Consider the following 24826-nt stretch of genomic DNA (forward strand, 5'->3'; position numbering starts at 1 on the left):
GCCTCACCATAATCCACGTGTGCCCACCCGGGCCACGCGAGCGGGTCACCGTCGGCGGGCTTCTACAGCACTTTCAAACATCAATGATTCAGATATCGAATTGATCTCGTCGGCGTGTCGCGGGCACGTGTCGCGGCACAACCGCGTCTACGGGCCGTAGCGTATGTGATCGAAGTTACGCGTGAGACGCCTATACCAGGATGAGAGACGCGCTGGTCGAGCTGCGCGAAGGCAATACTCTGATCGGCGTCACCGAGGAGAAGATGATGGGAGCATACTCGACCTCTCCGCTGCCGGCGGCCGACGCGACCGCCGAAACGGCAGAACCTGCGAAGCAGGAAGTGTCGAAATCGCCCACAGGCGCTGTGTCCACGATCGTGGCGCGGGCATTGGGCTGGCTGTTCTTCCTCGGCGGTATCGTCGGGGCAGTGCTCGGCATTGCGGGGCTACACGTCGAGATCACCGTCGCCGGATTGATTCTGGCGTGCACCGCGGGGCTCGTGCTGCTGAAGATCCGCGCCGACGGCGGGGGGCGAAGCGGCGCGGACTGACCCGGGACCATCTGTCTTCGGACGGCGTTGCGCGAGACTTCGCTTGCGGGAGCGAAGTCGAGCCACCGAAAAGTTGTTCGCGGACCTTCGCTTGCGGGGCGAGGATGCGACGTGCGTAGTCCGTCGGTACTTCGGGTACGGCCGAAGCGAATTCAGAGGTACGCCGAATCCGAATCGAGATGACGGAAGACCCCGTCGCCTACCGTGCCGCGACCGAGTCCTTCCTCCGCCGTGATTTCCTGCGGCACACCGTGATCGCTACGGGTATCGCCAACTTCACCGATCTGGCGAATCCGACCTCGAACAAGATCTATCGCGCGATCGGCTACCGAGCCGTCCACGATTTCGCGAACTACGTGTTCGAGTAGCCGACGACCCATTCGAAGGCCGCGGCGTTGGAACGCGCTCCCTCCGCAGTGCGCGAACGGTTCGGTTCGCCGAGCTCGGCGAGCAGGCTCTCGGTCAGCTCGACGAGTTCGGCCAACGTGGCCGGGGCGAACCAGTCCGGGCGGGTGGCGAACAGGATGTCCTCGCTGGAGGTGTTGCCGCTCGCGCCGGGCGCGAACGGGCAGCCGCCGAGGCCGCCGAGCGAACCGTCGACCATGCCCGCCCCCGCGCCGATCGCGGCCAGCGTGTTGGCCACGCCCATGCCCCAGGTGTCGTGGCCGTGGAACACGATGCGGCGCTGGGGAGTTCGTTCCCGGACCGCCGAGATCAGCGCGGCGACCTGGGCCGGATGCGCTTGGCCGAGGGTGTCGGCGAGGACGATGTCGCCCGTTCCCTCGGTGCGCGGATCGTTCGCGATCGCGAGGACCCGCTCCGGATCGACCGGGCCGTCGAACGGGCAGGTGAAGCTGGTCGCCAAGCACAACTGAATGGCGCCGCCCACCTCGTGCGCCAACCGCACCGCCTCCGGCAGCACGGCCATGCTGTCCTCGGTCGCGCGGCCGATGTTGGCCTTGTTGTGCGCGTCGGACGCCGAGAAGCAGTACTGGAAGTTGCGCACGCCCGCCGCCGCGGCCTTGGCGACGTGGCGCGGGGTGGCCACCCACACCCAGCAGCGCTCGAGCTCCTCCGGGCTCAGGGCCGCGACGAGGTCCATGGTGTTGGCCATGGGCGGCACCAAGTCGGGCCGCGCCATGGAACCGATCTCCAGCGCGGGCACGCCGAGCGCGAGCAGGCGGCGCACGATCTCCACCTTGCGCTCCACGGGCAAGGTCTTGCCGGTCAGCTGGAGGCCGTCGCGCAAAGTCACATCGCGCAACACCACGTCGTGCGCTTCGGTCATCGCCGGTCCTCTCGCGCCTGCGGCGGCACGCACATCACTCCCGCCCACGGTTTCTGGTTCGCGCCCGCCGGATTGGGGTGCACCGTCGGCCGCGCGTGTCCGGGCGCGCGCTGCTCCCACACGTTGCGACCCGTCGGCCTGCGACGACCTCGCCTGCGAGTCATGCCTGCACCTCGCTCTCACCCGTGGCGGCCGCGATCTCGGCTTCGCTCATGCCGAGCAGGCCGGAGAGCACCTCGCGGGTGTGTTCGCCCAGGTCGGGGCCGACATTGCGGATGGGAAGCGACTGCTCCCCGATCACGGGCACGATGCCGGGGAATCCGACCGTCTTCGGCTCCGGCTCGCCGACGTCCACCGGAAACGGCTGAATCATGTTGCGGGCCTGGTACTGTTCGTCGGCGACGATGTCGGCGGCGGTGTAGATCGGGCCGCACGGGATGGCCGCGTCCTCCAGGATCTTCAGCGCCTCGTCCCTGGTGTATTGAATCGTCCATTCGCCGATCGACGCGTCCAGCCGCTCGCGGTGGCGCCAGCGGCCCGCGTTGTCCTGGAGTTCCGGGTCGGCCGCCAAGTCGGGCCTGCCGATCACCTGCATATAGCGCTGGAAGATGGCGTCGCCGTTGCCACCGATGATGATGCTGAAACCGTCCCGGCACGGATAGGCGTTGCTCGGCGCGATGCCTTCCATCCGCCCGCCGACGCGTTCCCGATTGATGCCGTAAGCCAGGTAGTCGGGGACCAGCGATTCCATCACCGAGAGGATGGCCTCGTTCAGCGCGACGTCGATCACCCGCTCGGCCAGCGGCACGGCGTCCGTGCGCTCCCGCTGGAACAGCGCCATCACGGTGCCGAAGGCGGCGTAGATGCCCGCGATGGAATCACCGATGGAGACGCCGACGCGCACCGGGGGACGGTCCGGGTCGCCGACCAGCTCGCGCAGCCCACCGACCGCCTCGGCGACCGCGGCGAAACCGGGCCGCGACGACATCGGTCCGGTCTGCCCGTACGCGGAGATCCTGGTGATCACCAGATCGGGATTGGCCTCGTTCAGCGCCTCGGGCCCGAGTCCCCACTTCTCCAGCATGCCCGGCCGGAAGTTCTCCAGCAGCACGTCGCAGTGCTCGACCAGGTCGAGCACCACCGCGCGGCCCTCGTCGGTGCGCAGATCCAGGGTGATCGACTTCTTGTTCCGGTTGACGGTGCGGTACAGCATCGAGGTGTCGCCGCCGTAGAGCCGCCAGTTGCGCAACTCGTCGCCGGCCTTCGGCCGTTCCACCTTGATGACCTCGGCGCCGAAGTCGCCGAGTATGCGCCCGGCGGTCGGCGCCGCGATGTAATTGCCGAGCTCGAGGACGCGAACTCCGTCCAACGGCCGAATACTCATGGCCAATAGTGTGGACTAATCCAGCTCCCGACCTCGGCCCGCCCTCGGTCTCGCGCCGGGCGCGCGTACCGCGCACCGGGGGCGGGCTTCGGCGTATTTCGCCAATCAGGCGGCGCGCGAGACCTCTTCGACGATCGAGTAGTGCTCGGCGTTGCCCGCGACGACGGTGCTCGGCGCGCCGTCCACGCCGACCGGGACGTCACCGGCCAGGGTGATGCGGGTCAGCTTGCGCGGCTGGTCGTCGTAGTCGTCGACGGCGTAGTGCTGGGTGGCGCGGTTGTCCCAGATCGCCACGTCACCGAGCTGCCAGTTCCAGCGGACGGTGTTCTCGAGGCGGGTCACCCGATCCTGGAACAGCCGGAACAGCGCCTGGGACTCGGCGCCCGACAGGCCGACGAAATTCTTCACGAAGTGCCCGACCAGCAGCGCCCGCTCACCGGTCTCGGGGTGCACCCGCACCACCGGGTGCTCGGTCTCGAAGTAGGTCGACTCGAACTCGGCGCGGTACTCGGCGGTGTTCGGCCGGGCCTTGCTGCCGTGCGCCGCCGCGTAGTCGTACACATTGGTGTGCACCGCGCGCAGGTTCTCGGCGAGCAGCTTCAGCGGCTCGGGCAGCGACTCGTAGGCGGCCACGGTGGAGGCCCAGGTCGTGGATCCGCCGTAGGTCGGCAGGGTCACCGCGCGCAGGATCGAGGCCTTCGGAATGCGGTCGACGAAGGTGACGTCGGTGTGCCAGCTGTTGGCCCGGCCGTACTCGGAGTCGATGGCCAGGCTCTTCACACCGTGCGAGCTGACCGTCGGGTGCGGGGTCGTCGGCGTGCCGAGCAGCTGCGCGAACTCGTACTGCGCGTCCTCGGTGAGGTGCTCCTGGCCGCGGATGAAGACGACCTTGTGCTCGTGCAGGGCGCGACGGATCACGTCGACCGACGCCGCGTCCAGGTCGCCGCCGAGCCGGACGTTGTCGATCTGTGCGCCGATGCGGGCGCCGAGCTTGGTCACCGAGACCGTGGGGGCGGGTGCGATCGTCATGTGTGGTCACCTTCGCTGATCTGGAACGGGAGTGCGTGGTAGAGCACATCACCTGGAAAAGGGGCGTGACCAGGGTTTTCGTCGGGGTGATCGCAAGGGGTGGGGTTGTGGCTCGGCACGCGCCCAGCGCCGTTCGAGGCAAACCTGGGTAGGAGTGCGGGAACGCGCAGGTCCAGCCCTCGGAACGTCAACCGACGCAACCACCAACCCGAACCGGACGATTCCTGCCTCGCCGCCCCAGAAGAATCGGGCCAACCGCACCCGAAGCGCGAGGTGCGTGCTAAATCACCCCACGTGCTCCCGAAGGTAGGCGAGATCGTCCGCGACCCCCTCGCCCGGAGTCTCCAGCACCACCGGCGCGTCCGCGCTGCGGCAGACTTCGGCGAGCAGCTGCGGGTCGATCGTGCCGTCGGCGAAGTTGGCGTGGCGGTCGGCGCCGGAGTTGAACTCGTCGCGCGAGGAGTTGAGGTGCACCAGGTCGATGCGGCCGGTGATGGCCTTGATCCGGTCGACGACGCCGAGCAGTTCCTCGCCGCCCGCCCAGGCGTGGCAGGTGTCCAGGCAGAAGCCGGCGCCGTAGTCGCCGACGGCGTCCCACAGCCGGGCGATGGTGTCGAAATGCCTGGCCATGGCGTGGTTGCCGCCCGCGGTGTTCTCGATGAGGATCGGCACCGCGAAGCCGCCTTTGTCCTGCTGGCGTTCGAACAGCTTGCGCCAGTTGTCGATTCCGGTCTCCACCTCGGCGTCGGAGCGGACGTGGCCGCCGTGCACGACCAAGCCGAACGCGCCGAGATCGGCGGCCGCCTTCGCCTGCTGGGCGACCGCGTTGCGCGAGGGCATCCGCAGCCGGTTGTTCAGGCTCGCCACGTTGATTTGATAGGAGGAGTGCACCACCACATCGATCGGGCTGGCGAGGATCTCCTCGGTCCTCGGGTGCGGGACCGGTTTGTCCCAGCTCTGCGGGTCGACGACGAACATCTGGATGACATCGGCGCCGAGTTTCTCACCGAAGCCGATCGGATCGCTGTCGAGCCGGACGTGTGCTCCAATGCGCATGGGGCTCAGCGTAGTGGGCGGCACCGACATCGCGGGAAACCGGCGATACGGCGGCGAATAGCCGAGAATCGAAGGACTGTTGCGCCCACGTGGTTCCGCGAGATACATCGGTAGGATCCACGTGCTCGACCCGATGAGGGGGGTGAATCACCTTGCTGCGTACTGGCGAGATCTTTGCCGGTTACGTCATCAAGCGCGTGCTCGGACAGGGCGGCATGGGCACGGTGTATCTGGCCCAGCATCCGCGGTTGCCGCGGATGACCGCGCTGAAACTGCTCGATCGCGAGCTCTACGGTGATCTCGAGATCAGGGGACGCTTCGAGCGGGAGGCCGATCTGGTCGCCCAGCTCGACCACCCCAATATCGTCACCGTCTACGACCGCGGCGCCGAGGACGAGCAGCTGTGGATCTCCATGCAGTTCGTGGCGGGGTCCGACGCCGCGAGCGCCGACGTCGACGTGCTCGCCGCCGGACGGGCGGTGCAGATCATCGCCGAGACCGCCGCCGCGCTGGACTTCGCGCACGCCAACGGGGTGCTGCACCGCGACGTGAAACCGGCCAACATCCTGCTGGCCAAGGCGCCCATCGGGCAGCCCGAGCGGGTGCTGCTCACCGACTTCGGCATCGCGGGCATGCGCAACGCGGACACCACGCTGAGCTCGGCGGGCACCATCACCGCCACGCTGGCCTACGCCGCGCCCGAGCAACTCAGCGGGCAGCCGCTGGACCACCGCGCCGACCAGTACTCGCTGGCCTGCACGCTGTTCTGGATGCTCACCGGCAATGTGCCCTTCCCCGGCACCACCCCCGCGGCGGTGATGAACGGGCACATGTACACGCCGGTGCCACCGCTGTCCCGCACCCGCCGCGGTCTGCCGCCCGCCCTGGACGCGGTGATGGCCCGCGCCCTGGCCAAACGCCCCGCCGACCGGTTCCCCAGCTGCACCGATTTCGCCACCGCCGCCCGCCGAGCCCTGGCCTCCGGTACGCCGGGCCCGCATCGCCCGCACCCCATGACGGGCCCCGTCCCACCGCACACCGGCTTCGCCACCCAGCACCAGGGCGTGCCGCCTCGCACCGGGTTCGTCCCCGACGGACGTCCTCCGCACACGGGCACCCCGACACATGCCGGTGCACCGGGCGGTGTGCACCCGCACACGGGCGGCCCCACGCACGCGGGTGGCCCGACGCACGCGGGTGCGCACCCGCCAACCAGCGGCTCGGCTCACCCCGGCTCACCGGCGCACGCCAGTGCGCATCCGCGCCCCGGCGTGCCGCGCACTGGATTCGTGCCGCCCGCGACTGGCGCGCAAACACATTCGCCGCACGCGAGCGATCCCTCACATCCAGGTGTGCCTGCGCAGTCGGGTGGAGTGTCGCCGCCCACGGGGTTCGGTTCGCCTTCGAACGGTGCGCCGCGTGTTGCTCGTCCTCCGCACGGGACTGATCTGTCGCATCCGGGTGTGCCTGCGCAGTCGGGTGGAGTGTTGCCGCCCACGGGGTTCGGTCCAGCTTCGAACGGTGCGCCGCGTGTTGCTCGTCCTCCGCACGGGACTGATCCGTCGCATCCGGGTGTGCCTGCGCAGTCGGGTGGAGTGTTGCCGCCTGCGGGGTTCGGTTCGCCTTCGAACGGTGCGCCGCGTGCTGCTCGTCCTCCGCACGGGACTGATCCGTCGCATCCGGGTGTGCCTGCGCAGTCGGGTGGGATGTTGCCGCCCACGGGATTCGGACCGCCGCCGAACGGGACGGGCGCGGCTCATCCGTCGTACGCGAGCGACCCGCCGCATTCCGGCCGACCGCCGCAATCGGGTGGTTTCGCGCCGCGCGCGGACAATGCGCAGTCGAGGAGGGTTCCGCCGCAGGCGAATTCGCTTCCGCATACCGGTTCGCCGCCCCATGTCGGTGTCCCCGGACATCGAGGTCCGAACGCGCCGGGGCCGGGCCGGAGCGGTCTCCCGCCACACACCGGAGCCCCCCTCGGTCCGCAGCGCGCGGTGGATCTGACCCGTGGTGCAGGCCCGCACGGGACCGCCGCGTATCCGCTCCCCGCGACCCCGCGCCCGCGGACCGACCACCCGCAACCGGTGGACGACCGAGCCCAGGCCGGTACGCCGTATGCCGGACGCCCGACGAGTCTGCCGCGGACACTGCCATTGCCTTCGGACGCGGCCATGCCGGTCGGTGGCGCCGAGCAGGCGATCGTGCCCGGCACGGGGACAGAACAGGCGGCTCCGCCAAACGCCCGGCCCGGGCAGTCGAATACGACGTCGCCCCCCGCTGGCACCACACGGCCAGGCACCTCATCACCAGGCGCCGCCGCTGATCAGTCGCCGAACTCAGGGCGAAATTCCTTGCCGCACGGCGAGTCCGCGCCGCCCAACGGAGGACGGGCAAGTGCCGGAGCGGATGCGCGGCACACCTCCTCGGCGGCCGGAAGCGCGGAAGGCTCGGCGACAGCCGACGGCGGACAGCCAACCCCATCGGTGCCGCCGCGAGCACGGACTCCCCGCACCGCCCGACCGATCACCATCGCCCTGCCGGACAGGGTGCGGCGGGGGCGGAGCGCACCCGCCGGTCCGGGGGCCGGAAACGGCCCGCAACCGCCCGAACCACGGCCTCCGCCATAGCTTTTCGCTATTGATGTCGCCTGGCATACCCCCGCCTCCTCGGGCATCCTGAGGCCACGCGACTGCTGCTAAGGTTTCGATGTTTTCCGTGGTCGGGTAAGCGCTGACCGCGCATTCTTATGCTGTACGCCTGTTCCCGGCGGGTCCCGGTGCAGGCGGGAATTGGAGCAGACATGCTGGCCAGCGGTGAGGTTTTCGCCGGCTATGTCATCGAACGGCAATTGGGTCGCGGTGGCATGGGTTCGGTGTACCTGGCGAAACATCCGCGGCTGCCGCGGATGACGGCGCTGAAGCTGTTGAACCGCGAATTGTTCTTCGACAAGGAGGTGCGGGCGCGGTTCGAACGGGAGGCGGATCTGGTCGCCCGGCTCGATCACCCCGGCATCGTCACGGTCTACGACCGCGGTCTGGAAGACGAGCAGCTGTGGATCTCGATGCAGTTCATCGACGGCATCGACGCCGCCTCGGTGGATCCGAAGACGCTGCCGCCGGAGCGCGCCGTGCAGATCATCAAGGAGACCGCCGACGCGCTGGACTACGCGCACGGCATGGGCGTGCTGCACCGCGACGTGAAACCGGCCAACATCCTGCTCGCCCGCTCCACCGGCGGCCGCGGCGAGCGGGTCTACCTCACCGATTTCGGCATCGCCCGGCTGCGTGACGACACCGGCCACCTCACCCAGACCGGCACCTTCACCGCCACGCTGGCCTACGCCTCGCCCGAGCAGCTGACGGGCGCGTCCCTCGACCACCGCTCCGATCAATACTCGTTGGCCTGCGCGCTGTTCTGGCTGTTCACCGGCAGCGGTCCGTTCGCGGCGACCAACCCGGCCCAGGTCATCCAAGGACACCTCCAGTCGGCGCCGCCCGCGCTGAGCAGCGTCCGCCCCGGACTGCCGTTCGCGCTGGACGGCGTGCTCGCCAAGGCGATGGCCAAGCGGCCGGACGATCGCTTCGCCAGCTGCTCGGAGTTCGCTGCGGCGGCGCAGGCCGCGCTGTCGGGTCAGAGCGCGCCGTCGATGCCGCTGGTCGGCGGCCAGCGTCCGGTCACCGCTCCGCCGCAGCCGATCTCGGCTCCGCATCCGATTACCGGCGGGCCGATCCCGGTGACAGGCGGCCAGTATCCGATCGGCCCGACGACCAGCGGTTCGCAGCCGCTCACCGGCCAGCCGATGACCACGCCGCAGGGCGCCATGCCGACCGCGACCGGCCCGCACCAGCAGACCGGCCCCAGCGGGCAGTATCCACAGCAGTCCGGGTACGGGTTCGCGCCGCCGCCCGGCCCGCCGATGGGGGGCGGTCACCCGATGGGCGGTGGCCACCAGCCGCCGCGCAAGTCGAACACCGGCCTGATCGCCGCGCTGGCTGTTGGCGTCGTGGTGCTGATCGCCGTCGTCGTCGGCATCGGCGTCGCGGTGAGCGGCGGTTCGTCTTCCGGTAGCGGCGGCACCACGACCACCGCGCCGGTCACGACGACCAAGCGTCCGGTGACCGCCGACGCCGCCGCCATCAGCAACGAGTTCCCAGGCATGGTTCCGGCCGACAAGGACGGCGACACCGGCTACAACGGCGCCACCTGCGGCGCGTACTCGCCCGACCGTCCCTCCGTTCCCACCGACGGCACACCCGATTTCGGCAACTGGGCCTACCAGTGGGACTGCTTCGGCGGTGGCAACAACGCCGACCCGTTCTTCACCATCTACGTCTACAAGTCGTCCGCGGACGCGCAGGCCGCGCTGAACAACCTGCCGTCGGACGCCACCAAGTCGACCGACAGCAACGGCGGAAAGTCCTACACCAACTACAAATTCGAGAACAGCGGCCCGAAGATGGTCACCGTCTTCACCGGCGACCCCGACCGGGGGCAGTTCCTGATGTACACCGACGGCATCGTCGGCACCATCGACGAGGTGCTGCGCTGGTGGCGTTCGGCGCCGCTGAACTGACGCATGCTTGACAACGGCGCGGTTTTCGCCGGGTACACCGTCGAACGCCTGCTCGGGCGCGGGGGCATGGGGTCGGTGTACCTGGCGCGGCATCCGCGGTTGCCGCGGTGGACGGCGTTGAAGCTGCTCAATCGAGAGTTGTTCTTCGACACCGAGATTCGGGCACGGTTCGAGCGGGAGGCCGATCTGGTCGCCCAGCTCGACCACCCGAACATCGTCACCGTGTTCGACCGCGGGGTGGAGGGCGAGCAGCTCTGGATCTCGATGCAGTACGTCGACGGTGTCGACGCGGCGTCACTGGACGCTCGCGCGCTGCCGCCGCGACGCGCGGTGCAGATCGTCACCGAGACCGCCAAGGCGCTCGACTTCGCGCACGGCAAGGGCGTACTGCACCGAGACGTGAAGCCCGCCAACATCTTGCTGGAGCGGGCCGAGGGCGGCCTGGAACGGGTGTTCCTCACCGACTTCGGCATCGCCCGCTTCCGCGACGACACGGGCAAGCTGACCCAGACCGGAACCTTCACCGCCACACTCGCTTTCGCCTCACCCGAGCAGCTTTCCGGCGCGGTGCTCGATCACCGCTCGGATCAGTATTCGTTGGCGTGCAGCCTGTTTCGCATGCTGACCGGCACCGTGCCGTTCGAGGCGAGCAACCCGGTCGCGGTGATCCAGGGCCACATGACCCAGCCGCCGCCGCGACTGAGCACCGTCCGCCCTGGTCTGCCGCCCGCGCTGGACGCGGTGCTGTCGCGTGCGCTCGCCAAGCGCCCGGACGACCGGTTCGACTCCTGCGCGGAGTTCGCCGAGGCGGCCCGGCGGGCGCTCGCCGATCCTGGCTCTGGTCCGTTTCCGCTGGCGCGCAACGATTTCGGCCATCGTTCATCGGCAACCCAGCGCCCGTCCCCGCACACGATGCCCGGGTCCTCGATACCCGACGAGGGCTACTCCGCAACGCCTACCGGCTATTCGACCCCACCGGCACCCGGTCACCCGAACCCACCCGCTGGTCCGCGCGGATACACGTCCTCGCCTGCCGCCACTTCGGGCACTGCGCCCGGGCAGCAAGCAAACCATTGGGCGCACGGTTCCGGTGCCGCGCCTTCGCAGGCCGCCAGATCGAACGAGCAGGCCGCCTGGCGGGAGTGCCCGGATCAGTCGGGCCCACAGCACGCTTCCGTATTCGGCAACGCGGCACCCGCGGTCGACACTCCCAACTCTCCGCAGACGCGTATGGGCGTGGGACCGGACTTCTTACCGGGTTCCGCTGGGGCGCAGGCGCATTCGAGGCAGCACGCCCGAGGCCGCGGACGCGCACGCACCAGGTCTCGCCGCACCGCGGTGATCGTCACAATCGGAGCGGCGCTCGCCCTTCTCGCCGCCAACGGAATCGTCCGCGATCGCGGTTCATCCGAACCGGAAGCCTCGGTTCCGTCGACCAGCGCCGTCGAGGTGGCGACATCCACTCAACGCCCCGCGAAGACCAGTGCGGCGCCGACGACCTCGGAGCAATACGACGACGACGCTCACACCGACAACATCGCGTCGATCAGCAAGGCGTTCCCCGGCATGACCCCCGAGGTGGACGAGGACAACGTCGTGCACACCGGCCCCGGTCACAACGGCTCCACCTGCTTCGCGCACGAGGAGGGCTCCGCCAACGCGATGGACGCGGGCGCACCGGATTTCGGCAACTGGACCGCGTACTGGTACTGCTTCGGCGGTCCGAACAAAGCCAGCTACGAGCTGTTCGTCTACCGCTCGCCCGAGGATGTGCAGGCCGCCGTCGACGCGCTGCCGGGACACGCCAGATCCACCGCGAAGCACGGCCGTGAGACCTACACCAACTACCTGCTCGAAGGTCATCCCGCCGCCAAGCGCCCGCGCATGATCACGGTGTTCACCGGCGCGAAGAAGCGGGAGAACTTCCTGATGTACAGCGTCGGCTTCATCGCGACCCAGGACGAATTCATGAACTGGTGGCGCACCGCCCCGCTGAGTTGAGCGCATCCGATCCTGAACTTGCGTCTCCAGCAAGGGGAGAAGCCAGGCTGTCGGACATGGACGACAAGACGCTCCTCTCGATCGGTGCGGTGGCCGAGCGCACCGGCTTGACGGTCAAGGCCATCCGCTTCTACGCCGACCGCAAGATCGTCGCGCCGTCCGCCATCGGCCCGAACGGTTTCCGCCGCTACGACTCCGATGCCATCGCCCGCCTGGAACTGGTCCGCACACTGCGCGCCCTCGGCCTCGACCTCGACACCGTCCGTCAAGTGCTGGCACGGGAACGCACCGTGCCGGAGGTCGCCGCGGCGCACGCCGACGCGCTCGATGTCCAGATCCGGATTCTGCGGCAGCGACGGGCGGTGTTGCGTGCGGTCGCCCAGTGGGCCACCGACACCGAGGAGATGAACACCATGCACCGACTGGCCACGCTGACCGACGCCGAGCGCCGTAGGATCGTCCACGACTTCGTCGACGAGACCTTCGGCGGTATCGACGCCAATCCGGAACTCGTCGAGCTGCTCCGCTCGACAGTGCCCGACCTGCCGGAAGATCCCACGCCCGAACAGGTCCGGGCCTGGATGGAGTTGGCCGAGCTCGCTCGAGACGCCGATTTCCGCGCGGCCGTGCGGCGGATGGCCGAGTACCAAGCCAGCGAGCGCGCGAACGGCGACACCACCGGACTGCACCACGAATTGACCGAGGCCGTCCGCGACCTGGTCGGCGCCGCCTTGGCCGCGGGCCTGCGCCCGGACGAACAGGCCGCCGTCGCCGTGGTGGACGAGCTGACCGAGCGTTACGCCCACACCTTCGGCCGCGCCGACGACACCGACCTGCGCCGCTGGATGCTCCAGCGCCTGGCGATCGCCAATGACGTACGGGTGGAGCGGTATTGGCGACTCGTCGCCGCCGTCAACGGCTGGCCCGCGCCGCAGGAACTCGCGGAGGTCTTCGACTGGTTCGCGGCGGCGCTGCGAGCGCGGGACTAGCCGCGGTGAGCGCGCGGCCCGGAAGAGGGCCGCGCGCAACGAGACCGACTGGTTCTAGAGAGCCGACTCGATGGCCGAAACCACGGTCGGGTCTTCGGGTTTCACGGTCGGGCGGAAGCGCGCCGCCACCTTGCCGTCGCGATCGATGAGGAACTTCTCGAAGTTCCACTGGATGTCGCCCGCGGCGCCCTCGGCGTCGGCGGTCTCGACCAGCTCGCGGTAGAGCGGGTGCCGGTTCTCGCCGTTCACGTCGGTCTTCTCCAACAGCGGGAAGTCGACGCCGTAGGTGATGGAGCAGAACTCCTGGATTTCCTCGGCCGAGCCGGGTTCCTGACCCATGAACTGGTTGCACGGCACGCCGATCACGGTGAACCCGCGCGGACCGTAGGTCTGCTGCAGCTCGACCAGCGCCGAATACTGCGGCGTCAGACCGCATTTGGACGCCACGTTGACCAGCAGCACCGCCTTGTCACCGGCCAGCTCGCCCAGCGTCGTCGACGCACCGGTCAGGGTCCGTAGCGGAATATCCCGAATGCTCACTCGTCTCGCACCTGCCACTTCTGATCTCGTCGGTCCACCCCGAGCGCCACGCTACCGGATCGGCGGGGCGGACGATCTTCGGCGAAACGATCGCGGTCTCAACGGAGGCGGGTGCGCCGCATCAACCGCAGTGTGGCCAGGGTGGTCTTGACCTGCATCTCGTAGGACAGCCGGGCGCGGGCGGCCAAGACCTGGAGTTTCACCACGCCGATGTTCACCGTGTCGGTGTACTTCAGCAGGCCTTGGTCGCCGTGCCGAGTGCCGACGCCGGACTGCTTCACCCCGCCCGACGGTGTGGTCTTGGCGGAGTAGGTGGCGACGAAGCCGTCGTTGATATTGATGTTGCCCGACTCGAGCCGGTCCGCGATCCGCCTGCCCCGGGCGAGGTCGGTCGTCCACACGCTGGCGTTGAGTCCGTAGTCCGTGTCGTTGGCGAGGCGGATGGCCTCGGCGTCGTCGCGGAACGGATAGACACTCACCACTGGCCCGAAGGTCTCCGCCGTCGCGTGGACCATGTCGGGGGTGACGCCCGTCAGCACAGTCGGCTCGTAGAAGGCGGGTCCGATGTCGGGACGCGCCCGGCCGCCGGTGTGCACGGTGGCGCCCTTCGCGCGCGCGTCCGCCACGTGTTCGGCCACCCTGGCGAGCTGGTCGGTCGAGACGAGCGAGCCGAATTCCGGCGCGTAGTCGTAGGCGGCCCCCATTTTCGACCCGAGTTCCTCGGCCGCCGCGACCAAGCGGTGGAGGAATTCGTCGTGGATTCGCTCGTGCACGTAGATCCGCTCGATGTGCATACAGGCCTGGCCCGAGTTGCCGAACACCGCGAACATCGCGCCCGCGATCGCGTCGTCGAGATTCGCGTCGTCCAGCACGAGCATCGGATTCTTACCACCGAGTTCGAGGCTGCATCCGATGAGGTGGCGGCCCGCTTGCTCGCCGACCACCCGCCCGGTAGCGGTGGAACCGGTGAACATGACGAAATCGGAGCCGCCGATCAATGCGGGGCCGACGTCGGGACCGGTGCCGCAGACGACCTGGAACAGCCCGTGCGGCAAACCCGCCCGATACAGCAGTTCGACGCCGAACAGCGCGCACAAGGCGGTCTTGTTGTCCGGCTTGAGAATGACGGCGTTGCCCGCGATGAGGGCGGGCACCGAGTCGGAGATAGCGATGGCCAAGGGGAAGTTCCACGGCGCGATCACCGCGATCGCGCCCTTGGGACGGTGTTCCTCGAACGAACTGGTCACCAACGGGATCGGGCCGCCATGTCGACGGGGGCGCAACACCCGGCGCGCGGTCTTCAGGTAGTGGCTGATGACCATCGGCACGTCGCACGATTCCTCGAGCGCCATGCGCCGGGTCTTGCCGGAGCCGATCTGGATGAGGTCGGCGATCGTCTCGCCCTCCCGCAGGAACAGCTCGTGCGCCCGCTCGAACACCGCGAGTCTGCGGCGCAGCGGCCAACTCGCCCACTCCCGCTGCGCGGCGCGGGCGGTGGCGAAGGCCGCGGTGACGTCCTCGGGGCGGGATTGCGGCAGGTCGCCGACATGGGCGCCGGTGTAGACCTCGGTCATCGGGAACGGTGGCCGAGCCTTCGCGTCGGCGGCGACCATGCCGGTCAGTCGCGCGATCAGCTCCGTGGTGATCCGGGGCGGCAGGCTTGCGGTCCGCTCGTCCGTGGCGTGCGTTGTGCTCATCGGGTGTCTCCCAGGCGTGCGATTGCGACGCGCGCCCGCGGTGCGCCGCGCGCGTCCCTCGGTGTGGAATTAGAACACGTTCTTATTGTCTCACGCCAGGCTTGCCGGACAGGGCGCCGCAGCGCTGGATATCGAGCGCCGCTGCGCTGTGGATTCAGCGCAGCGGCGCCTCGGGCTGCACCTCGACGAGCACCAGATGCGCCCCGCGCGGCGCCGACACCACGGCTACCACCGCCGCCGCGAGATCACCGGCGCGCAGCATGTGCGGGTGGCGGGCGAACCCCCACACCTTCCAGTCCTCGAGCAATGGACCGACGACTTCCGGCGTCGAGTCCATGCCCATGTTGGTCAGCGTCGGTCCGGGCCGCACCACCGAGGCGCGAATCCCGCTGCCCTCCAACTCCATTCGCAGCTGCACCGCCATCGCCTCCAGTCCGGCCTTGGCCGCGCTGTACGCGCCGGTGCGCGGCCGGGGCTCGGGCGCGCAGTCGGAACCGATGAGCACGACGTCGCCGCGCCGCCGTTCGAGCATGCCGGGCAGTACCCGGTGCACCAGCCGCTGCGCGCCGACGAGGTGCACGTGGACCTGGCGCAGGAAACGTTCGGGGTCCATCTCCTGCACCAGCGAGAATTCGATGTCGCCCGCGCCGGACACCAGGATCTCGGTGGGTCCGAGCTCGCGCTCCGCGGCGGTGACGAACTCGTCCACCGAGTCCGCGTTGGTGACGTCGAGCCGGTGCGCGTAGGCGGCGCCGCCGTCGGCGCGGATCTTGGCCGCCAGCTCCTCGCACAGTTCGACGCGCCGTGCGCCGAGCGCGACCGGGTGGCCGAGTTCGGCGAGCGCGAGCGCGGTCGCGGCGCCGATACCGGAGGAGGCGCCCGCGATCAGCGAGGGCCTACGGTCGGGGTGGGGTTCGTAGCGGGGCATCTACCTCTCCACGGTCAGGGGAAGGGCGGCGAAGCCGCGGACATTGGTCGAGTGCACGCGCACGATGCCGCTGTCGGCGACGCGGTAGGCGGGCACCCGAGCGACGAATTCACGAAGGGCGACACCGGCTTCCAGGCGAGCGAGGTGGGCGCCGAGGCAGAAGTGCACGCCCGCACCGAAACTGGCGAGCTTGCCCTTGTCGGGTCGATCGATGCGGTAGGTGTCGGCGTCGTCGAAAACGGCGGAATCGCGGTTGGCCGAACCGATCAGCAGCAGCACCTTGGCGCCCGCGGGAATTGTCGCGCCGTGGTAGTCGAGGTCGACGGTGGCGGTGCGCGCCACGATCTGACTGGAGGTGTCGTAGCGCAGTGTCTCCTCGACCCAGTCCGGCACCAGGCCGGGCTCGGCCACCACCTTCGCGTATTCGGCGGGGTGCCGTGCGGCCCAGTACAACGCGTTGCCCAGCAGTTTCGTAGTGGTCTCGTTGCCCGCGACCACCATCAGGAACATGAAGCCGATGACTTCTCGATCGCTGAGCTGGTCGCCATCGATATCGGCGTCCAGCAGCGCGGAGACCAGATCGTCGCCGGGATCGCGGCGGCGCTCGGCGACCATGTCGGTGTAGTAGCCGAACAGTTCGATCGAGGCCTCCACCGCGGCCATCGGCACGTCCAGCACGCCGTCCTCGCGATGCACCACGAGATCGGCGAGGCGGCGAATCTCCGCGCGGTCCTGTTCCGGAACGCCCATCAGTTCGGAGATCACGTCCATCGGCAGCTTGCCCGCGAAATCCTCGATCCAGTCGAAGGATTCGCGTGCGAGCGCGGGCTCCAGGTAGGCGAGGGTGATCTCGCGGACGCGCTCCTCCATCTCCGCGACCCGGCGCGGCGTGAAGCCCTTGTAGACCAGCTTGCGCATCCGCATGTGCCGCGGATCGTCCATGGCCAGGAAGGACATCACCCGGTGCGCGTGCGGTCCCCACGCCGCCGGGTCGAGCGAGACGCCGTTGGCGCTCGAGAGCCGGGTGGCATCACGGAATCCGGCCGTCACGTCGGCGTGCCTGGACAGCGCCCAGAAGTCCAGATCGGGGTTGTGGAAGAGCGGCGCCTCGGTCCGCAGCCGACGGTAGGTGGGGTACGGGTCGTCGTGGAAGCCGTAGTCGTACGGGTCGAAGGTCAGCGGTTCCAACGAGGCTGCCGTCATGGTGCTCTCCGATGATTCCGTAACGAGTTCTCGCGCCGGGCAGCGAAAGCCGCCGTCCGCGAAGACACATAGCTGGACATGTGTCTGGACACTACCAGCGCTCGAATATCGAGACAATGGATCGGTCGTATCCAGTACCGGGTCGGCGTCGCGTCGATCGTCGATAGTGAAACATGTTCTTGCATCGTGGAGCGTGCCCGGACTATATTCCGTACACCTGTCCAGACAGTATCGGAGCAACCATGAACAGTCTCCTGCCCGCCGACGGGTCGCGCCTGTTGATCGACGGCAAACTCCGTCAGGGCGGCGACGGCGTGTTCGAGACGGTGAACCCCGCGACCGAGGAGACCCTCGGGCTCGCCGCGAACGCGGACGCCGCCGATATGGACGACGCGATCGCCGCCGCGCGCGCCGCCTTCGACGACACCGACTGGTCCCGTGACCACGCCTTCCGCGCCCGGTGCTTGGCACAGTTGCGCGTCGCTCTCCAGGCCGAGGTCGAGGCGCTGCGCGAGATCACCGTCGCCGAGGCGGGCGCGCCCGTCATGCTCACCAAGGGCCCGCAGCTCGAGGGGCCGATCGCGGACTTGGCCTTTCCCGCGAATCTCGCCGAAAACTACCAGTGGGAAACCGATCTCGGCGTCGCCGAGCCGATGGGCATCAAGACTCGCAGGACGCTGCGCCGCGAACCGATCGGCGTGGTCGGCGCCATCACCCCGTGGAACTTCCCGCATCAGATCGGTTTCGCCAAACTGGGTCCCGCGCTCGCGGCCGGAAACACGGTGGTGCTCAAGCCCGCTCCCGACACGCCTTGGTGCGCGGCGGCGGTCGGCGCGATCATCACCGAACAGACCGATATCCCGCCGGGCGTGGTGAACATCGTGACGTCGTCGGATCACGCTCTCGGCGCCCGGCTTTCGGTCGACCCGCGGGTGGACCTGGTCAGCTTCACCGGCTCGACCCAGACCGGCAGGTTGGTGATGGCCGCCGCGGCACCCACTCTGAAGAAGACCTTCCTCGAGCTTGGCGGCAAATCCGCGTTCATCGTGCTCGACGACGCGAACATCGCCGGAGCCGTCGGCGTCGCGGCGTTTTCGGTGTGCGTGCACGCCGGGCAAGGTTGTGCGCTGACCACCCGCCTGCTGGTGCCGCGCGCGTCCTACGACGAGGCGGTGCAGGTGGCGGCGGCCACCATGGGCCGGATCGTGCCGGGCGATCCCACCGACCCCGGCACCGTATGCGGGCCGCTGATCTCGCGGCGTCAACGCGATCGGGTGCTCGGTTACCTGGACATGGCGCGGGCCGAGGGCGGGCGGATCGTGGTCGGCGGCCGTCGGGCCGAACGGGAGCGCGGGTGGTTCGTCGAGCCGACGCTGATCGCCGACCTGCCCAACAGCGCGACGGTCGCGCGCGAGGAGATCTTCGGCCCGGTGCTGGTGATCATCCCGCACGACGGCGACGAGGACGCCATCCGCATCGCCAACGATTCCCCCTACGGGCTGTCCGGCTCGGTGTGGGGCGCCGATCCCGAGCGAATCCGGCGCGTCACCGAGGGCGTGCGCACCGGAACGCTGAGCGTCAACGGCGGCGTCTGGTACTCCGCCGACGCGCCGTTCGGCGGCTACAAGCAGTCCGGCATCGGCCGCGAGATGGGCGTGGCCGGGTTCGAGGAATACCTGGAAACCAAGCTGATCGCGACCGCGGGATGAAATCCGCTGGAACGCAAGCCGATCGGCAGAGAGTTGTGGAGGACCCCATGGGGCGTTTCGCCGGAAGATCCGTCATAGTCACCGGTGCCGCGCAGGGCATCGGCGCGGTCTACGCCAAGGCGCTGGCCGAGGAGGGTGCGAAAGTCGTTGTCGCCGATCGCAATGTCGAGCGCGGCAAGTCCGTCGCCGCCGAGATCGCGGCGACGGGCGGCACCGCGGTGTTCGGCGAGGTAGATGTCGCCGACCCCGAATCCGCCACGGCCCTCGCGGAATTCACCGTCGGCGAGTTCGGCGCGATCGACCACCTGGTGAACAACGCCGCCATCTACGGCGAGATGAAACTCGACCTGCTACTGACCGTACCGTGGGACTACTACAAGAAGTTCATGTCGGTGAACATGGACGGCGCGCTCAACATGACCAGGGCGGTGTTCCAGCACATGGTGCGCGCGGGCGGCGGCTCGATCGTCAACCAGTCGTCCACCGCGGCCTGGGTGTACTCCGGCTTCTACGGCCTGGCCAAGGTCGGCGTCAACGGACTCACCCAGCAGCTGGCCTTCGAACTCGGCGGCTCCAAGATCCGCATCAACGCCATCGCGCCCGGGCCCATCGACACCGAGGCGACCAAGACCGTGACGCCGGGCGTCATCGTGGACGACATGATCAAGCGGCTGCCGCTCAAACGGATGGGCACGCCGGAGGATCTGGTCGGCGCCTGCCTGTATCTGCTCTCGGACGACGCAGCGTGGGTCACCGGGCAGATCTTCAATGTCGACGGCGGACAGATCTTCCGCTCATGAACGCACCGCTGCGCGTCGGATTCGTCGGCCTCGGCAATATGGGCGCGCCGATGGCCAAGCGGCTGCTGGCCTGGCCGGGCGGCCTCACGGTGTGCGACACCAGGCCCGAGGCGGTGCGTCCGTTCGCCGAAGCCGGTGCGGCGGCCGTCGATTCGGCCGCCGGGGTCGCCGCGGCCGCCGACATCGTCTGCGTCGCGGTGCTCGACGACGCGCAGGTGCGCGCCGTGGTCACCGAACTGTCGGGCGCCGCCGCGCCGGGGACCGTGATCGCGGTGCACTCCACGATCGCCGACCGGACCGCCGAAGAACTGGCGGTCGCCTGCGCCGAACGCGGCATCGATCTCGTCGACGCGCCCGTCAGCGGCGGCGGACCCGGCGCCGAACTGGGTCGGCTCGCGGTCATGGTCGGCGGTAGCGTGACGGCGTTCGAGCGGGTGCGCGAGCCCTTCGGCAGTTTCGCCGATCTCGTCGTGCACGCCGGGGAGGTCGGCGCGGGGACGCGAATGAAGCTGGCGCGCAACCTTTTGCACTTCGTCGCCTTCACCGCCGCCACCGAGGCGCAACGGCTCGCCGAGGCCGCCGGACTCGACATCACCGCCTTGGGCAAGATCGTCCGGCATTCCGACGCGGTCACCGGCGGCCCCGGCGCCATCATGCTGCGCGACCGCACCGCCCCGATCGAACCGGACGATTTCTGGCTGCCCATCCTGCGCCACGTGCGTGACCTCGGCGAAAAGGACCTCGGCCTCGCGCTGGAACTCGGCGACCGGCTCGCGCTCGACCTGCCGCTGGCCCGCCTCGCGCTCGAGCGCCTCGGTCCCGGCCTCGGCGTCGGCGACAACACCTTCGAAAGGCAGAACTCATGACCGACAACGCCAATGGCGCGGCCGACGACGCCAACGGCACGGGAGACACCGTCCGGCAGCGCGGCCTCGCCAAGATGGCCGAGGTCTACGGCACCGAATTCCAGGATTACCCCGGCGATCACTTCGCCATGACCGCCGATCACCTCTTCGCGAACGTGTGGTCGCGGCCCGGGCTCAGCGTGCGCGACCGCCGTCTGCTCCTGCTCGGGGCATTGACCGCGCAGGGCCTGATGGACACCGCGGGCATCCAGATCGGCGCCGCGCTGCGCAACGGCGAACTCACCGAGGAGCAGCTGCACGAGATCGCGCTGTTCCTGTGTCACTACGTGGGTTGGCCGAACGGCACCAAACTCGACCTGTTGGTGGGAACAATCGTGGCGCAGCAGAAGAAAGCCGCGCGGGCCGCCGCCGACAAGTCCGAGACCGCGTGACATCGCACCGAACCACGAGGAAGCGAATATGACCGACGCCAAGTCCATCCGTCCACTGCGCGCCAGTGCAGTCTCCGAATGGGGACACTCCGCCGATGTCGTCGTCGCGGGGTACGGCATCGCCGGGGTGTGCGCCGCCATCGAGGCCGCGCGGGCGGGCGCCGACGTGCTCATCCTGGAACGCTCCGGCGGATGGGGCGGTGCCGCGGCGATGGCGGGCGGGTTCATCTACCTCGGTGGCGGCACGCCGTTGCAGCGCGCGCTCGGGTTCGAGGACAGTCCGGAGAACATGGAGAAGTTCCTGCTCGCCGCGCTCGGACCGGGCGTCGATTCGGCCAAGATCGCGGACTACTGCCGCAACAGCGTCGAGCACTACAACTGGCTCGTCTCGTGCGGCGTGCCGTTCCGCGAGGCGTTCTGGGGCGAGCCCGGCTGGGAGCCGCCGCACGACGAGGGCTTGATGTACTCCGGCGGCGAGAACGCCGCGCCGTTCAACACCCTGGCCACGCCCGCGCCGCGCGGACACGTCCCGCAGTACGCCGACAAACGGATCGGGCAGCGCAGCGGCGGCTACATGCTCATGAAGCCGCTCGCCGAGACGGCCGAAAAGCTCGGTGTGCGAGTGGAATACGACACGCGCATCCGTCGGCTGATCGTGGACGACGACGATCGGGTGGTCGGCGTGGTCGCCGCGCACTTCGGCAAGGAGGTCGCTATCCGGGCCGAACGCGGCGTCGTCTTGGCCACCGGCAGTTTCGCCTACGCCGCGCAGATGATCGAGGGATACGCGCCGCGCCTGATCGGCAGGCCCGCCGCCGCCATCGAGGAGCACGACGGCATCGGCATCCGGGTGGCGCAGGCGCTCGGCGCGGACCTGGCGCACATGGACGCCACCGAGGTCGCCTTCTTCGGCGATCCACAGCTGCTGGTGCGCGGCATCCTGGTGAACGGGCGCGGCCAGCGCTACATCCCGGAGGACACCTATCCCGGCCGGATCGGACAGGCCACGCTGATCCAGCAGGAGAACCAGGCGTACCTGGTGATCGATGAGGCGTCCTACGAGGCGGCGCTGAAGACCGTGACCGCGACGCCCTTCTTCCGGCAGCCACCGACCTGGGTGGCGGAATCGGTCGCCGAGCTCGAGGCCGACATGGGCTTGCCGGAGAAGGCTCTGCAATCGACCGTCGAGATCTACAACCGGCACGCGGCCGACGGCAAGGATCCGCTGCTCGGCAAGAAGCCGGAGTGGGTGCGCCCGATCGGTACGCCGTTGGCGGCCTTCGACATGCGCAACTTCACCGCGGGATTCACCCTCGGCGGGCTGCGCACGGATCTGGACTCGCGGGTGCTGCACGTCTCCGGTGAACCGATCGCCGGACTGTACGCGGCGGGTCGCTGTACCTCGGGGTTGTGCGCGGGCGGATACGTCAGCGGGGCCTCGCTCGGCGACGGCAGCTTCTACGGTCGCAGGGCCGGGGTGGCGGCCGCCAAGAACTGATGGGGACTGATAGTGTCTGGACACATGTCCGAAGGTGATTCCATCATGCTGGAGGCGACCCGGCGTCGCCTCAGCGGGAAACAGGCCGACACTGTCGACAAACTGACCAAGTCGGCCGTGGAGGTGCTGGCCCGCGAGGGCTTCGCGGGCATGACCATCCGGTTGGTCGCCGCGGCCGCCGGTGTCGGCACCGCCACGGCCTACACCTATTTCTCCTCCAAGGAACACCTGGTCGCGGAGATCTTCTGGCGGCGGCTCGTCGCCTCGCCGTCACCGGCGAGCGAATCCGACGACCCGCACGACCGCGTCGTCGCCGAACTGCGCAACATCGCCATGCTCGTCGCCGACGAGCAGGAACTCTCCGGCGCCGTCACCAGCGCACTCCTCGGTCGTGACCCCGACGTCGCGCACCTGCGCGACCGCATCGGCGCCGAGATCCGCAAACGCATCCTGCGCGCCCTCGGCCCCGACGCCGACCCCGACATCGTCGAATCCCTCGAACTCCTCTACGCCGGCGCCCTCGTCCGCGCGGGCATGGGCTACGCCTCCTACTCCGAAATCGCCGACCGCATAGAGAAATCCGCGCTCCTCATCCTGAAGTAGACACAGCAAGACGTGGGACGCCGACCAGGCCAACAGCTAGGTGCGGCGCATCCGATCGAAACCGCCGCCGCGACACCCGACGCCGGTCACGCCTGCGACGAGATCCGCCCCGGTTACCGCAAACTCGCGGCCGCGGCCTCCCATTGTCATTCGCTACCGGATCGACGCCGACGCCGACCTCGAGGTCATCCGGATCCTCCACCAGCGCATGGACGTGGGCTCTCACCTGTGACCCGCCCTGGGCGGCACTCGTGGTCCGGGCTCCGCCACCGGCGTCGAGGCGCCGGTCGGGGACGGGTGAGGTCGGCGTGGCGAAGTCGGCGTTTCGCGAGGACACTGAGGACGTAGCGCCCAACTTCGTCCCCAGGAGCATGCGATGCCAGACAACGGGCCTTTCGGCATCGATCCGGAAGATATCGAACGCGCACTGCGTGAGGCGGGAACCGAGCTCCGCGACCTGCTCGGGAAAGCAGGCGTGTACCTGGACCGCGTAGATCACGCGAGCGTCGGTTCCGTGGCGTCGTTTCTCGGTCAGTTCGTCCAACCGGAGCGGTCACGTCCACCGCAACCCGAGACCACGGGTGAGACCGGCAGCGGGGTATGGGCGATCTACAGCATCGACGACACCGGCGAGGCCAGGGTCGACCAGGTCTTCCCGAGCGAACTCGAGGCTTTACGCGCGCACCGCGACAACACCGATCCACAGCGTCGGGTGCGGTTCCTGCCCTACGGCGTTCCGGCGAGCGTGTTGGATGCCCCCTGACGGCGCACGCTGAAGAAGTGGTGGCGGTCCGCGCCGATCGGTTGAGCCGTACGACCGGGGTATTCGGGGGAATCCCTGATGGCGCGGGGCGGGGTTCGCAGACAGACTGGAGGGCATGACTTCGCAAGCTGTGGGGGCCGAGACCGCCGAGACGGTGACTCCGACCGAGATCGCGGCGCGCGCCGCCGACCTGTCCAAGGTGTACGGGTCGGGTGATACCCAGGTCAAGGCGCTGGACGGGGTGTCGGTCGAGTTCGCGAAGCGGGAGTTCACCGCGATCATGGGGCCCTCCGGCTCCGGCAAATCGACCCTCATGCACTGCCTCGCCGGATTGGACAGCGCCAGCTCCGGCACCGTGCGCATCGGCGAGACCGATCTGACCGACCTGACCGACAAGCAGATGACCCGCCTGCGCCGCGACCGCATCGGCTTCGTCTTCCAGGCGTTCAACCTGGTGCCCACGCTGACCGCGCTGGAGAACATCACGCTGCCGCTGGACATCGCGGGCCGCGACCCCGACGAGGACTGGCTCCACACGGTGATCAAGCGGCTCGGGCTCGGCGACCGGCTCGATCACCGGCCCAGCGAACTCTCCGGCGGCCAGCAGCAGCGGGTGGCGTGCGCGCGGGCGCTCGCGGGCAAGCCCGAGATCATCTTCGGCGACGAGCCGACCGGCAATTTGGACTCGCGCGCCTCGGAGGAGGTGCTGTCCATCCTGCGCGCCGCGGTGAACGAGTTCGGGCAGACGGTCGTGATCGTCACCCACGAGCCGCACGCCGCGTCCTTCGCCGACCGGGTGATCTTCCTCGCCGACGGCCGGATCGTCTCCGAATTGCGCGATCCCACCGCGGAATCGGTGCTGGACCGGATGAAGTCGCTGGAGCAGGCATGAGGACCGCGGTCGTCGGGCGGGGGGA

The 24826-nt window shown here is 69.0% G+C and carries 24 protein-coding genes; 15 read left to right on the forward strand and 9 right to left on the reverse strand.

The genetic code is table 11. The annotated features are described in order from the left end of the window. Nucleotides 1–200: 200 nt before the first annotated feature. The gene (locus tag AB0H49_RS13220) at nucleotides 201–551 is read left to right on the forward strand and encodes a hypothetical protein (protein ID WP_355001795.1); all 351 of its coding nucleotides are present in this window, start codon (nucleotides 201–203) and stop codon (nucleotides 549–551) included. A 179-nt stretch (nucleotides 552–730) separates the two neighbouring features. Next, a complete protein-coding gene (locus AB0H49_RS13225; RefSeq protein ID WP_357250775.1) occupies nucleotides 731–919 on the forward strand; it encodes a hypothetical protein in 189 nt (62 codons plus the stop codon). On the opposite strand, the gene AB0H49_RS13230 is transcribed toward AB0H49_RS13225, so the two are convergent. From AB0H49_RS13230 to AB0H49_RS13250, 5 genes are all read right to left on the reverse strand, one after another. Continuing rightward, nucleotides 904–1839, reverse strand: coding sequence for a hydroxymethylglutaryl-CoA lyase (locus AB0H49_RS13230; protein ID WP_357250778.1), 936 nt, complete (start codon nucleotides 1837–1839; stop codon nucleotides 904–906). The two genes, AB0H49_RS13225 and AB0H49_RS13230, sit on opposite strands and share 16 nt — an antisense overlap. Further along, the gene (locus AB0H49_RS13235) at nucleotides 1836–2003 is read right to left on the reverse strand and encodes a hypothetical protein (protein ID WP_355001792.1); all 168 of its coding nucleotides are present in this window, start codon (nucleotides 2001–2003) and stop codon (nucleotides 1836–1838) included. Before AB0H49_RS13235 ends, AB0H49_RS13230 begins: the two co-directional genes overlap by 4 nt. After that, complete coding sequence (locus tag AB0H49_RS13240; RefSeq protein WP_357250781.1) at nucleotides 2000–3223, reverse strand: CoA transferase; 1224 nt, start codon at nucleotides 3221–3223, stop codon at nucleotides 2000–2002. Before AB0H49_RS13240 ends, AB0H49_RS13235 begins: the two co-directional genes overlap by 4 nt. A 105-nt stretch (nucleotides 3224–3328) precedes the next feature. Continuing rightward, nucleotides 3329–4252 carry a TauD/TfdA family dioxygenase gene (locus AB0H49_RS13245; protein ID WP_357250784.1) on the reverse strand — a complete coding sequence of 308 codons (924 nt, stop codon included), beginning with the start codon at nucleotides 4250–4252 and terminating at the stop codon, nucleotides 3329–3331. Nucleotides 4253–4537: 285 nt separating this feature from the next. After that, nucleotides 4538–5308 carry a deoxyribonuclease IV gene (locus AB0H49_RS13250; protein WP_141809043.1) on the reverse strand — a complete coding sequence of 257 codons (771 nt, stop codon included), beginning with the start codon at nucleotides 5306–5308 and terminating at the stop codon, nucleotides 4538–4540. Nucleotides 5309–5460: 152 nt separating this feature from the next. Between AB0H49_RS13250 and AB0H49_RS13255 the strand changes: the two genes are divergently transcribed. The 4 genes from AB0H49_RS13255 (at nucleotide 5461) to AB0H49_RS13270 (ending at nucleotide 12871) form a co-directional block, all read left to right on the forward strand. Further along, nucleotides 5461–7935, forward strand: a complete 2475-nt coding sequence (locus tag AB0H49_RS13255; RefSeq protein WP_357250787.1) for a protein kinase — start codon at nucleotides 5461–5463, stop codon at nucleotides 7933–7935. 173 nt (nucleotides 7936–8108) lie between these two features. Beyond that, nucleotides 8109–9881, forward strand: a complete 1773-nt coding sequence (locus AB0H49_RS13260; RefSeq protein WP_357250790.1) for a serine/threonine-protein kinase — start codon at nucleotides 8109–8111, stop codon at nucleotides 9879–9881. A 3-nt stretch (nucleotides 9882–9884) separates the two neighbouring features. Then, nucleotides 9885–11882 carry a serine/threonine-protein kinase gene (locus tag AB0H49_RS13265; RefSeq protein ID WP_357250792.1) on the forward strand — a complete coding sequence of 666 codons (1998 nt, stop codon included), beginning with the start codon at nucleotides 9885–9887 and terminating at the stop codon, nucleotides 11880–11882. A 56-nt stretch (nucleotides 11883–11938) separates the two neighbouring features. Then, nucleotides 11939–12871 (forward strand): MerR family transcriptional regulator, encoded by a 933-nt coding sequence (locus AB0H49_RS13270; RefSeq protein ID WP_357250795.1) that lies wholly within the window; start codon nucleotides 11939–11941, stop codon nucleotides 12869–12871. A gap of 54 nt (nucleotides 12872–12925) precedes the next feature. Here AB0H49_RS13270 and AB0H49_RS13275 read toward each other — a convergent pair whose 3' ends face one another. The 4 genes from AB0H49_RS13275 to AB0H49_RS13290 form a co-directional block, all read right to left on the reverse strand. Beyond that, a complete protein-coding gene (locus AB0H49_RS13275; RefSeq protein WP_355001784.1) occupies nucleotides 12926–13411 on the reverse strand; it encodes a glutathione peroxidase in 486 nt (161 codons plus the stop codon). Nucleotides 13412–13509: 98 nt separating this feature from the next. After that, a complete protein-coding gene (locus tag AB0H49_RS13280) occupies nucleotides 13510–15108 on the reverse strand; it encodes a succinic semialdehyde dehydrogenase (protein WP_357250798.1) in 1599 nt (532 codons plus the stop codon). 154 nt (nucleotides 15109–15262) lie between these two features. Further along, the gene (locus AB0H49_RS13285) at nucleotides 15263–16036 is read right to left on the reverse strand and encodes an SDR family oxidoreductase (RefSeq protein ID WP_357250801.1); all 774 of its coding nucleotides are present in this window, start codon (nucleotides 16034–16036) and stop codon (nucleotides 15263–15265) included. Further along, nucleotides 16037–17239, reverse strand: coding sequence for a cytochrome P450 (locus AB0H49_RS13290; RefSeq protein ID WP_357250804.1), 1203 nt, complete (start codon nucleotides 17237–17239; stop codon nucleotides 16037–16039). Between the two features lie 242 nt (nucleotides 17240–17481). Between AB0H49_RS13290 and AB0H49_RS13295 the strand changes: the two genes are divergently transcribed. The 9 genes from AB0H49_RS13295 to AB0H49_RS13335 all read left to right on the forward strand — a co-directional run bounded on the left by AB0H49_RS13295 (nucleotide 17482) and on the right by AB0H49_RS13335 (nucleotide 24801). Beyond that, nucleotides 17482–18948 carry an aldehyde dehydrogenase gene (locus AB0H49_RS13295; RefSeq protein WP_355001780.1) on the forward strand — a complete coding sequence of 489 codons (1467 nt, stop codon included), beginning with the start codon at nucleotides 17482–17484 and terminating at the stop codon, nucleotides 18946–18948. Nucleotides 18949–18995: 47 nt separating this feature from the next. Then, on the forward strand, nucleotides 18996–19748 hold the full coding sequence (locus AB0H49_RS13300; protein WP_357250807.1) for an SDR family oxidoreductase: 753 nt from the start codon (nucleotides 18996–18998) through the stop codon (nucleotides 19746–19748). Further along, a complete protein-coding gene (locus AB0H49_RS13305; RefSeq protein ID WP_357250810.1) occupies nucleotides 19745–20614 on the forward strand; it encodes an NAD(P)-dependent oxidoreductase in 870 nt (289 codons plus the stop codon). Before AB0H49_RS13300 ends, AB0H49_RS13305 begins: the two co-directional genes overlap by 4 nt. Beyond that, nucleotides 20611–21045: a carboxymuconolactone decarboxylase family protein gene (locus AB0H49_RS13310; RefSeq protein WP_355001777.1), complete on the forward strand. Its 435-nt coding sequence runs from the start codon at nucleotides 20611–20613 to the stop codon at nucleotides 21043–21045. The genes AB0H49_RS13305 and AB0H49_RS13310 overlap by 4 nt, the downstream gene beginning before the upstream one ends. A 28-nt stretch (nucleotides 21046–21073) precedes the next feature. After that, entirely contained in the window at nucleotides 21074–22543 is a 1470-nt protein-coding gene (locus tag AB0H49_RS13315) for an FAD-dependent oxidoreductase (RefSeq protein WP_357250813.1), read from the forward strand. 24 nt (nucleotides 22544–22567) lie between these two features. After that, the gene (locus AB0H49_RS13320; RefSeq protein ID WP_067791578.1) at nucleotides 22568–23146 is read left to right on the forward strand and encodes a TetR family transcriptional regulator; all 579 of its coding nucleotides are present in this window, start codon (nucleotides 22568–22570) and stop codon (nucleotides 23144–23146) included. Nucleotides 23147–23186: 40 nt separating this feature from the next. After that, on the forward strand, nucleotides 23187–23378 hold the full coding sequence (locus AB0H49_RS13325; RefSeq protein ID WP_357250817.1) for a type II toxin-antitoxin system RelE/ParE family toxin: 192 nt from the start codon (nucleotides 23187–23189) through the stop codon (nucleotides 23376–23378). Between the two features lie 144 nt (nucleotides 23379–23522). Further along, a complete protein-coding gene (locus AB0H49_RS13330; protein WP_355001775.1) occupies nucleotides 23523–23909 on the forward strand; it encodes a hypothetical protein in 387 nt (128 codons plus the stop codon). Nucleotides 23910–24024: 115 nt separating this feature from the next. Continuing rightward, on the forward strand, nucleotides 24025–24801 hold the full coding sequence (locus AB0H49_RS13335; protein ID WP_355001774.1) for an ABC transporter ATP-binding protein: 777 nt from the start codon (nucleotides 24025–24027) through the stop codon (nucleotides 24799–24801). The last annotated feature ends 25 nt before the right edge of the window (nucleotides 24802–24826 follow it).

This window comes from Nocardia sp. NPDC050713 (assembly GCF_040654315.1).
Classification (GTDB): Bacteria; Actinomycetota; Actinomycetes; order Mycobacteriales; family Mycobacteriaceae; genus Nocardia.

Excerpts from the sequence above, each read along its gene's own strand:
- AB0H49_RS13315 (WP_357250813.1), top strand. The coding sequence starts at position 21,074 with ATGACCGACGCCAAGTCCATCCGTCCACTGCGCGCCAGTGCAGTCTCC.
- AB0H49_RS13225 (WP_357250775.1), top strand. The coding sequence starts at position 731 with ATGACGGAAGACCCCGTCGCCTACCGTGCCGCGACCGAGTCCTTCCTC.
- AB0H49_RS13320 (WP_067791578.1), top strand. The coding sequence starts at position 22,568 with ATGTCCGAAGGTGATTCCATCATGCTGGAGGCGACCCGGCGTCGCCTC.
- AB0H49_RS13230 (WP_357250778.1), bottom strand. The coding sequence starts at position 1,839 with ATGACCGAAGCGCACGACGTGGTGTTGCGCGATGTGACTTTGCGCGAC.
- AB0H49_RS13220 (WP_355001795.1), top strand. The coding sequence starts at position 201 with ATGAGAGACGCGCTGGTCGAGCTGCGCGAAGGCAATACTCTGATCGGC.
- AB0H49_RS13330 (WP_355001775.1), top strand. The coding sequence starts at position 23,523 with ATGCCAGACAACGGGCCTTTCGGCATCGATCCGGAAGATATCGAACGC.
- AB0H49_RS13265 (WP_357250792.1), top strand. The coding sequence starts at position 9,885 with ATGCTTGACAACGGCGCGGTTTTCGCCGGGTACACCGTCGAACGCCTG.
- AB0H49_RS13305 (WP_357250810.1), top strand. The coding sequence starts at position 19,745 with ATGAACGCACCGCTGCGCGTCGGATTCGTCGGCCTCGGCAATATGGGC.
- AB0H49_RS13310 (WP_355001777.1), top strand. The coding sequence starts at position 20,611 with ATGACCGACAACGCCAATGGCGCGGCCGACGACGCCAACGGCACGGGA.
- AB0H49_RS13335 (WP_355001774.1), top strand. The coding sequence starts at position 24,025 with ATGACTTCGCAAGCTGTGGGGGCCGAGACCGCCGAGACGGTGACTCCG.
- AB0H49_RS13270 (WP_357250795.1), top strand. The coding sequence starts at position 11,939 with ATGGACGACAAGACGCTCCTCTCGATCGGTGCGGTGGCCGAGCGCACC.
- AB0H49_RS13280 (WP_357250798.1), bottom strand. The coding sequence starts at position 15,108 with ATGAGCACAACGCACGCCACGGACGAGCGGACCGCAAGCCTGCCGCCC.
- AB0H49_RS13285 (WP_357250801.1), bottom strand. The coding sequence starts at position 16,036 with ATGCCCCGCTACGAACCCCACCCCGACCGTAGGCCCTCGCTGATCGCG.
- AB0H49_RS13300 (WP_357250807.1), top strand. The coding sequence starts at position 18,996 with ATGGGGCGTTTCGCCGGAAGATCCGTCATAGTCACCGGTGCCGCGCAG.
- AB0H49_RS13260 (WP_357250790.1), top strand. The coding sequence starts at position 8,109 with ATGCTGGCCAGCGGTGAGGTTTTCGCCGGCTATGTCATCGAACGGCAA.
- AB0H49_RS13235 (WP_355001792.1), bottom strand. The coding sequence starts at position 2,003 with ATGACTCGCAGGCGAGGTCGTCGCAGGCCGACGGGTCGCAACGTGTGG.
- AB0H49_RS13245 (WP_357250784.1), bottom strand. The coding sequence starts at position 4,252 with ATGACGATCGCACCCGCCCCCACGGTCTCGGTGACCAAGCTCGGCGCC.
- AB0H49_RS13295 (WP_355001780.1), top strand. The coding sequence starts at position 17,482 with ATGAACAGTCTCCTGCCCGCCGACGGGTCGCGCCTGTTGATCGACGGC.
- AB0H49_RS13250 (WP_141809043.1), bottom strand. The coding sequence starts at position 5,308 with ATGCGCATTGGAGCACACGTCCGGCTCGACAGCGATCCGATCGGCTTC.
- AB0H49_RS13290 (WP_357250804.1), bottom strand. The coding sequence starts at position 17,239 with ATGACGGCAGCCTCGTTGGAACCGCTGACCTTCGACCCGTACGACTAC.
- AB0H49_RS13240 (WP_357250781.1), bottom strand. The coding sequence starts at position 3,223 with ATGAGTATTCGGCCGTTGGACGGAGTTCGCGTCCTCGAGCTCGGCAAT.